The organism is Bacillus sp. JJ1773, assembly GCF_036962035.1.
In the GTDB taxonomy this organism is placed as follows: domain Bacteria; phylum Bacillota; class Bacilli; order Bacillales; family Cytobacillaceae; genus Cytobacillus.
In genome coordinates, this window is the sequence record NZ_JBALNX010000109.1 from 1 (window position 1) to 8,089 (window position 8,089).

The 8,089-nt window shown below is 37.2% G+C and carries 8 protein-coding genes; 6 read left to right on the forward strand and 2 right to left on the reverse strand.

The window, feature by feature from the left end; genetic code table 11:
- From V7127_RS23765 to V7127_RS23790, 6 genes are all read left to right on the forward strand, one after another.
- Window positions 1-220, forward strand: a 220-nt coding sequence (locus tag V7127_RS23765) for a hypothetical protein (protein ID WP_335490476.1), incomplete at its 5' end; no start/stop codon positions are given.
- A 32-nt stretch (window positions 221-252) separates the two neighbouring features.
- Window positions 253-465, forward strand: coding sequence for a hypothetical protein (locus tag V7127_RS23770; protein WP_335348153.1), 213 nt, complete (start codon window positions 253-255; stop codon window positions 463-465).
- A gap of 154 nt (window positions 466-619) precedes the next feature.
- Complete coding sequence (locus tag V7127_RS23775; protein WP_335490479.1) at window positions 620-1,144, forward strand: superoxide dismutase family protein; 525 nt, start codon at window positions 620-622, stop codon at window positions 1,142-1,144.
- A gap of 264 nt (window positions 1,145-1,408) precedes the next feature.
- The gene (locus V7127_RS23780) at window positions 1,409-2,992 is read left to right on the forward strand and encodes a PucR family transcriptional regulator (RefSeq protein ID WP_335490483.1); all 1,584 of its coding nucleotides are present in this window, start codon (window positions 1,409-1,411) and stop codon (window positions 2,990-2,992) included.
- A 256-nt stretch (window positions 2,993-3,248) separates the two neighbouring features.
- A complete protein-coding gene (locus V7127_RS23785) occupies window positions 3,249-4,598 on the forward strand; it encodes an aspartate aminotransferase family protein (RefSeq protein ID WP_335490486.1) in 1,350 nt (449 codons plus the stop codon).
- Window positions 4,599-4,689: 91 nt separating this feature from the next.
- On the forward strand, window positions 4,690-6,207 hold the full coding sequence (locus V7127_RS23790; RefSeq protein ID WP_335490489.1) for a CoA-acylating methylmalonate-semialdehyde dehydrogenase: 1,518 nt from the start codon (window positions 4,690-4,692) through the stop codon (window positions 6,205-6,207).
- 158 nt (window positions 6,208-6,365) lie between these two features.
- On the opposite strand, the gene V7127_RS23795 is transcribed toward V7127_RS23790, so the two are convergent.
- Together V7127_RS23795 and V7127_RS23800 are read right to left on the reverse strand one after the other, a co-directional pair.
- Complete coding sequence (locus V7127_RS23795) at window positions 6,366-6,725, reverse strand: hypothetical protein (RefSeq protein WP_335490492.1); 360 nt, start codon at window positions 6,723-6,725, stop codon at window positions 6,366-6,368.
- A gap of 3 nt (window positions 6,726-6,728) precedes the next feature.
- The gene (locus tag V7127_RS23800; protein ID WP_335354666.1) at window positions 6,729-7,898 is read right to left on the reverse strand and encodes a MalY/PatB family protein; all 1,170 of its coding nucleotides are present in this window, start codon (window positions 7,896-7,898) and stop codon (window positions 6,729-6,731) included.
- Window positions 7,899-8,089 lie beyond the last annotated feature (191 nt).

Consider the following 8,089-nt stretch of genomic DNA (forward strand, 5'->3'; position numbering starts at 1 on the left):
GTCTTTGCTGCGCGTCATGCGCAAAAAGTGGCCAAAACGGTCATCAAACGCCGTCTTTGATGCCCGTCATGCGCAAAAAGTGGCCGACACGGTCATCAATCGATGTCTTTGGGGTTACGAATGTAGTTTCCCTTTTACATTGCCTTTAAAAATTAAGAGAATCCTTCCTATGGCAAAAGGCTTGGAACACGGCGTAATTGTTGATATAATAACATATTGAACCACTGCATTTTTGCAGAAAGGATAGTTGATATGTTGCAATGGTATGTTATGTCCTTGTTTCTATACTTCCCTCAAGATAAATCAGAATATTTTCCTGCTGCCATCAGTTTTACGATTTTCTTTATCTTATGCGTTTTAACCTTCCGATTCATTTTACGGATTTCAAAACGTGAAGCAATCAAGGCAAAGGAACTTGAGGATCGAATTATGAATAACTTGAATAGCACTGAAGAGAAAAATTAGCAGAAGCAGGAAATAACCAAATCTATTTTGATTTGGTTATTTTTTTTTGCTAATTGAATTAAAGATTTGGGTTTAACCTGCCAAATAATTGATTATGAAAAGGGAGATAGGGTGATACTAATGGAAGAATTTGTTTGATAGGAGTTTTTTTAACATGAAAAAGGCTTGGTTATTACTCCCTTTTTTTATTTTAACAGGGTGTGGGGAAGAGACGATCAGAAATCTGGATGTTGAAATGTATAATGCCGTGGGGGACTCCTTAGGAACGATTAAGTTAGAGGAACAGTCAAAAGGGGTTAAACTATCTTTAGATTTAGAGGGCTTGCCTTCAGGTGAGCATGCCATGCATATTCATGATACTGGAAAATGTGAACCCCCAGATTTCAAGTCAGCGGGAAATCATTTTAATCCAGAAGTTAAGGAGCACGGACTCCTACATCCTAAAGGATCCCACGCTGGTGACCTTCCCAACCTCATTGTAGGGGAGGATGGAAAGGCAAAGGATGAAATTATGGCCCCGCAGGTCTCACTCAAGGAAGGCAAACAATCATTATTAACGAAAGACGGAACTTCTATTGTGATTCATGATGGCAAGGATGATGGCATGACACAGCCAGCAGGTGATTCAGGTGATCGGATCGCGTGTGGATCTATTTCAAAGGATAAAAAGAAGAAATAGAATAAATAAGACCTTTCCGGATAATGGGAAAGGTCTTTCGTTTAGTTGCTTGTATTTCATCTCTTCTATTTTATCAAAGATACTTCATAAACTTCCTTTTTCTATTCACTTATCTCTCTTGTTACAAACTAAGTAAAAAAAAATATAACATAGCCTTTTAACAGCTTGATATAACCATAATGTAAAGAAGTTCCCTTTGCCGTTTTAGATTATGTTATATTTTCTGTATAGAGCATGATAAGCCTTTTTCTAGGAGGGTAAAATATGTCTTATTCGCTAAAGGTTCAAGATTTAATTGATAGAAACCATTTTCAAAAGGCCAAAGTGATCGCTGGTCATGGCGGACTATTGAATACTATTAAGTGGGTTCATATACTGGAATCGAAAGAGATAGGTACCTTCATTAAGGGAAAAGAATTAATATTAACAACGGGAATTCAACTAATATCCGAAGAGACTCTATTAAATTTTTTAGAACAACTGATCACAAAAGAAGCAGCCGCTTTATGTATTGAATTTGGTGAACATATTCAATCTGTTCCAAATAGTGTGATTGAGTTGGCTAATTGGCATAATTTACCAATTATTGTGTTTAATGAAATAGTTCCATTTATTGAAATAACACAGGAAATACATAGTATGTTAATTAATCAACAGTATGAAATGATCAAACGGCTTGAAAATTATTCACAAGAAATAAATAAATTAACATTAAAAATAACCCATTATGAACATATCCTCATGAAGCTTTACAAATATTTAAACATGAACGTTGCATTTATCATTAATGGGCAGCAGCCATTATTTATTCCAAATGAAAAACATCACATATATGAGAACTTAAGGGACCAATACGAACAAAAAGGGGAAGGAAGTCATTTTGCCAAATGTGAAGTAAATATATTGGAGGAAAGTTATGGAGAAGTATGTATTTTCACGAAGAATCGAACAATAAATGAGTTTGAATTATTAATTCTGGATAGAACTGTTACGGCGTTATCGCAATATTTGCTGCGCAGTCTATACATAGAAGAAAAACAAAACATTCACTCCCGGCTATTACTGGAGTCTTGGTTAGATGGAACAGTTGAAGATTCTGTGATTACTAATTTCTTACAGGAACAGGGTTTTCATAATTTATTAAATTGCTCATATTTTGTATTAATCGATCAGATAAAGAATTCAAAAAAAGAATATGATTTAAATTATTATAAATTATACTCTCGCAATATTTTTGAAAATAAAGGGTTCGTATTATTTTTATTAGAAGAAAAGCAAAGGCTGATTTATGTTATTGCAGATATATATGGACATGATATAAAACATCGTATCATAGAATGTATCGATAAAATCAGAAATTTCAGAAAGAATAATAACTATATAAATCTATCGGTCACTACTGCCGTTGGCCAGATTATGAATGATTATAAATTAGTGCATCAAAGCTGTGAAACTGCACGCGATACTTTATTAATCCGCAATAACGCTCTTCAACTTTCTTATTTTTATGAAGATCTTTACACACATCAATTAGTCCTTCAAATACAAAAAAACAAAGCTATTATGGATTTAGCTAAAAAATATTTAAAGCCTCTCTATGATTATGATGCAAAAAATAATGGACAACTGATTGAAACATTACAAGCTTATCTGCAATGTAATTGTCTAAAAAATGAGACTGCAAAGAAGCTATTTATCGTCCGCCAAACTTTATATCATCGCTTATCCAAAATTGAAAGTTTAATAGGAAGTGATTATATGCTTCCACCAAAGCGCCTAGCTGTTGAATTGATGCTGCTTGCAACTCAATATAACTTCCAGATTATAGACTCTGAAAATTCCAAGTAGAGCAGGATTTTAATTTTCTAATTTTGAATATTCAGTGATTTCTTGCTAGCAGTTTGATTCTTAGTAAAAATACATTCTGTTCATTTTGTCAAATTCGTATCAAGGCCTTGATCTGCCCGGGAATGAATTTAGCAATCAAAAGTGTCAATGTGTGAAACGGTAATTAGTTATCATTTAACATTGTGTCTGATGATAACCATGATATTAAGCGTCACAATTAAGGCAGAAGTAACAAATTTCTAAAGGAGTGGCTCAAATGAGGAATGTTCATATTACTGAAAGTTTAGTCACGAAAGATGAGAAATATCTTTGGAATTCAATGAAGCCTTATAACCCGCAAGCTACGACTATTATTCAAAAAGCGAAAGGAGCTTGGCTGACGGATATAGAGGGGAATCGCTATTTAGATGCCATGTCAGGTTTATGGTGTGTAAACGTTGGTTATGGAAGGGAAGAAATTGCAAAGGCTGCATATGACCAACTCCTTGAGAACAATTATACTCCCTTAACGGTTAGCCATCCTTCAGCGATTTTACTAGCCGAGAAAATCAGTGATTTATTAGGCGGGGATTACGTTGTATTTTTCTCAAATAGCGGCTCAGAAGCGAATGAAACAGCATTTAAAATTGCTCGCCAATATTTCCAGCAAAAAGGGCAAGGAACACGTTATAAAATTGTTTCGCGTTATCGTGCCTATCACGGAAACTCTATGGGCGCACTCGCGGCAACAGGGCAAGCTGAACGGAAATACAAATACGAACCATTATCGCCAGGATTTATTCATGTTAAAGCGCCGGATCAGTACCGTTACAATGAGGATGGATATAAGAATGCAGCCGATTTACCTTCTGTTAAAGCAGTAGATGAAATTATGACATGGGAACACCCAGAAACGATAGCTGCCATGATTTTGGAACCGATTATTACAGGCGGAGGGGTCATAATGCCTCCTGATGATTATTTAACAGGTGTAAAAGAAGTTTGCGAGAAACACGGTGCCTTACTAATAGTTGATGAAGTAATCTGCGGATTCGGACGTACAGGAAAAGCCTTCGGACATCAGCATTATGGAGTGCGGCCTGACATTATCACGATGGCAAAGGGGCTTACGAGCGCATATATGCCACTTTCTGCTACGGCTGTAAAGAGAGAAATTTATGACGAGTTCACTAGAAACGGAAACTATGACTTTTTCCGCCATGTTAATACATTTGGAGGCTCTCCCGCGGCATGTGCAGTTGCATTGAAAAACTTGGAAATTATGGAACGTGAAAATTTATATGAACAATCTTCTATCATGGGTGAGATTTTAGTTACTGAATTAAAAAATAAACTATCACAATCCCCTCATGTTGGAGATATTCGAGGAAAAGGATTGCTTATAGGAATTGAGCTAGTAGAAGACCGCAGCACAAAGAATCCATTACCTGTAGAGAAAGTCAATCAAGTAATTGCAAAATGTAAAGAACAAGGACTAATTATTGGGAAAAACGGTGTGACAGTTGCGGGCTATAACAATGTATTAACACTTTCCCCACCATTAAACATTACCTTGGAGGAAAAGGATTTCATTCTTGCAAGATTAGTGCAAGCAATTGAAACTTAATAACTGTTCACCCCAAATAGCAGAATCGCACGGATGGGATCATGTTTTTTCTATATGAAACTAGCTGCTTAATTATTGAAAGGAGATTACGATGATGACAAACATTACTGAAGTGAAAGAACTTACACATTTTATTGAGGGAAAAATGACTGCTGGTAAAAGCGGCCGTTTCTCCGATGTGTTCAATCCTGCTACAGGAGAAGTCATTGCCAAAGTGCCGTTAGCTTCCGCAGAGGAAGTGAAAGATGCAATTGAAAAAGCAGAGGCTGCATTCCCTGCATGGCGGGATATCTCAGTAGCTAAACGCGCAGAGGTTGTAATGAAATTCCGGCACTTGCTAACGGAAAATAAAGATAAATTAATTGAATTAATCTGCACGGAAAGCGGAAAAACAGAAGAAGACGCAATAGGTGAAATTACCCGCGGGATAGAATCTGTAGATTTAGCTATAAATGCTCCTCATTTAATGAAAGGCGAATATTCAGTAAATGTAGGCGGGGAAATTAATGCTTATTCCGCTAAATATCCGCTAGGTGTAGTTACAGCAATCTCTCCATTCAACTTTCCAATCATGGTGCCGCTAGCCCAGACATGTATGGCGGTAGCAGTTGGAAATGCTGTTATTTTAAAAGCTTCCGAGCGAGTGCCTATGACACCCTTATTTGTGAGTGAATTATGGAAAGAAGCAGGGCTTCCAGATGGTATTTGGACAGTCATCAATGGAGATAAAGAGGCGGTTAATGAACTCCTTGAAAATCCGGCAGTACAGGCAGTTTCTTTTGTTGGCTCAACACCTGTAGCACAATATATTTATGAAACAAGCGCTAAATATGGAAAACGTGTCGTTGCATTAGGCGGAGGCAAAAATAATATGGTAGTCATGCCAGATGCTGATTTAGAACAAGTAGCGAATGCTTTCATCAGTGCAGGGTATGGGGCTGCTTCTCAACGATGTATGGCCATTTCTACATTAATGCCAGTGGGTCAAGAAACGGCGGATCGCTTAGTAGAAATTTTAAAAGAAAAGATTGATAACTTAAAAGTGGGGGCTTATACAGAGAATGTCGATTATGGCCCGGTTATCTCTCCGCAAGCAAAAGAAAATATTTTGAAAGCCATTGACCGCAGTGAAGAAGAAGGTGCAAAAATCATTTGTGATGGACGTAATAAAGACATAACAAAAAATAGCAAAGGCTTCTTCTTGGCACCAACTTTGCTTGATCATGTAAAACCGGGCATGGAAAATTACGATGAAGAAGTCTTCGGTCCCGTTCGAAATATTGTACGTGTAAACACATTAGAGGAAGCGATTAAATTAATCAATCAGCATGAATTAGGAAATGGCGTAACGATTTTTACAAACAATGGACTGGCAGCCAGAAAATTCACAACTGAAATTGATGTAGGAATGGTCGGTGTAAACGTTCCAATTCCAATTCCGGTTGGTTATCATAACTTTGCTGGTTTTAAGGGCTCAAGATTTGGTGATGGCCAAATGTTTGGTCCAGATCAAGCAAAATTTTATACAAAATCAAAGATGATTTCAGAACGCTGGCTATCAACAAGTGAAGACAAAAGTCTGTCATTTGCATTCCCAAGTAATAATTAATTAAGGTTTGTATTTAATCACAAATAATAACAGGTAAGTATGAGCGTTGACACAGCCATCAGGTGATTCTGGTGATTTGATTGCGTGTGGGCCAATTTCAAAAAATACGAAGAACTAGAATAAATAAGACCTTTCCGGATAATGGGAAAGGTCTTTCTTCAGAGGGAGCGGTAATTGGACAGGAAAGAGCCTTTTTCTAAATAGTTGACCGACAAAGTGAGTTTATCGGACAGGAAAGCGACAATTTCCGAAAAGCTGTCCGACAAAGTGAGTTTATCGGACAGGAAAGCATCAATTTCCAAAAAGCTGTCCAGTAAAGTGAGTTTATCGGACAGGAAAGCATCAATTTCCGAAAAGCTGTCCAGTAAAGTGAGTTTATCGGACAGGAAAGCGTCAAATTTCAAAAAGCTGTCCGACAAAGTGTGTTTATCGGACAAAAAAGCAAAATTTCCAAAAAGTTGTCCACAAAGTAGTATTTGGTGAAAGAAAATTGACCCACTATCCACAACTTTATCCACTTATTAATCAAATGCTTTTTTCAATCTCTCCAACCCATCTAACAACATTTCCCGCGGACAGGCGATATTCATGCGAACAAAGCCTTCGCCCCCAGGACCGTACTTTTTCCCTGGTTCTAATGCCAGCTTGCCTTTATATAATAACCGTTCTCTAATGTCTTCATCGCTTAAATCCAGCCCACGGCAATTTAACCATAATAAATAGGTGCCCTCAGGTTCCATGACTTTGATCGAAGGCAAGTGTTTTTCGATAAAGCTCTTTGCTGTTGCGATATTTTCATGTAAGTATTCAAGAAGCTCATCCAACCAGCTATCCCCGTGCTGATAAGCAGCTTCCATTCCAATTGCTCCAAATGTTGGCAATGAAAAGAAGCCTTGACGCTGCAGAACTTTTTGAAATCCTTCGCGAAGTTCTTTGTTGGAAATGATAACAGCAGAAGCTTGTAGACCTGCTAGATTAAATGTTTTTGTTGGTGCAATGCAAGTAATTGTAATCTCACTGAATTTGTTATCCAATGAAGCGATTGGAATATGCTTATTTTGTTTAAAAACAAGGTCAGAATGAATTTCATCGGAAAGAATTAAACAATGATACTGATGGCAGAGCTCACCGATTTTTTGTAATTCTTCTTTTGTCCATACTCTGCCGCCAGGATTATGCGGATTACATAAAAGGAATAATTTAACTCCCTCTTTTAAACGATTTTCAAAATCAGCATAGTCGATTTCAAATCGATTATTAATTAATTTTAAAGGTGAATTTACTACTTCCCGATTATTTTTCATAATCATGTCGAAAAAAGGAGCATATACAGGTGATTGGAGCATCACCTTATCTCCAGGTGCAGTATAGGCCTCAATAGCGGTTGCAATCGAAGGAACGACTCCCAAATTATAAAGAATCCATTCACTTTCAACATTCCAGCTGTGTCTATTCTGAAGCCATTGCTTAATGCTATCAGCCGTAGAGGTTGAAGGATATGTATAGCCGAAAACACCATGATGAACTCGGTCTAGAAGAGCATCTTTCACTTCCGAAGGCGGCGCGAAATCCATATCAGCTACCCACATTGGCAATACATCGCTCGTTCCAAAGACTTGCTGGGTCATTCCCCATTTAACAGAGGAGGTATTTTCCCGATTAATCATTTTGTCAAAGTCAAACTTCTTCATTGTATCCCCGCCTTTTCAATGATATAGCCTTTCCTCTATAATAAGGGATGGAAACAAAAAGTAAAAACATTTAGTGAAACTCAATCAGTGTTGATTAATCCAAGATGAATATGATAGACATGGGCTATTTATAAAAAAAATATTATTCTTGTTCTTTACCAACTGATTGTAGTTGCGGCCCACAGGATGTG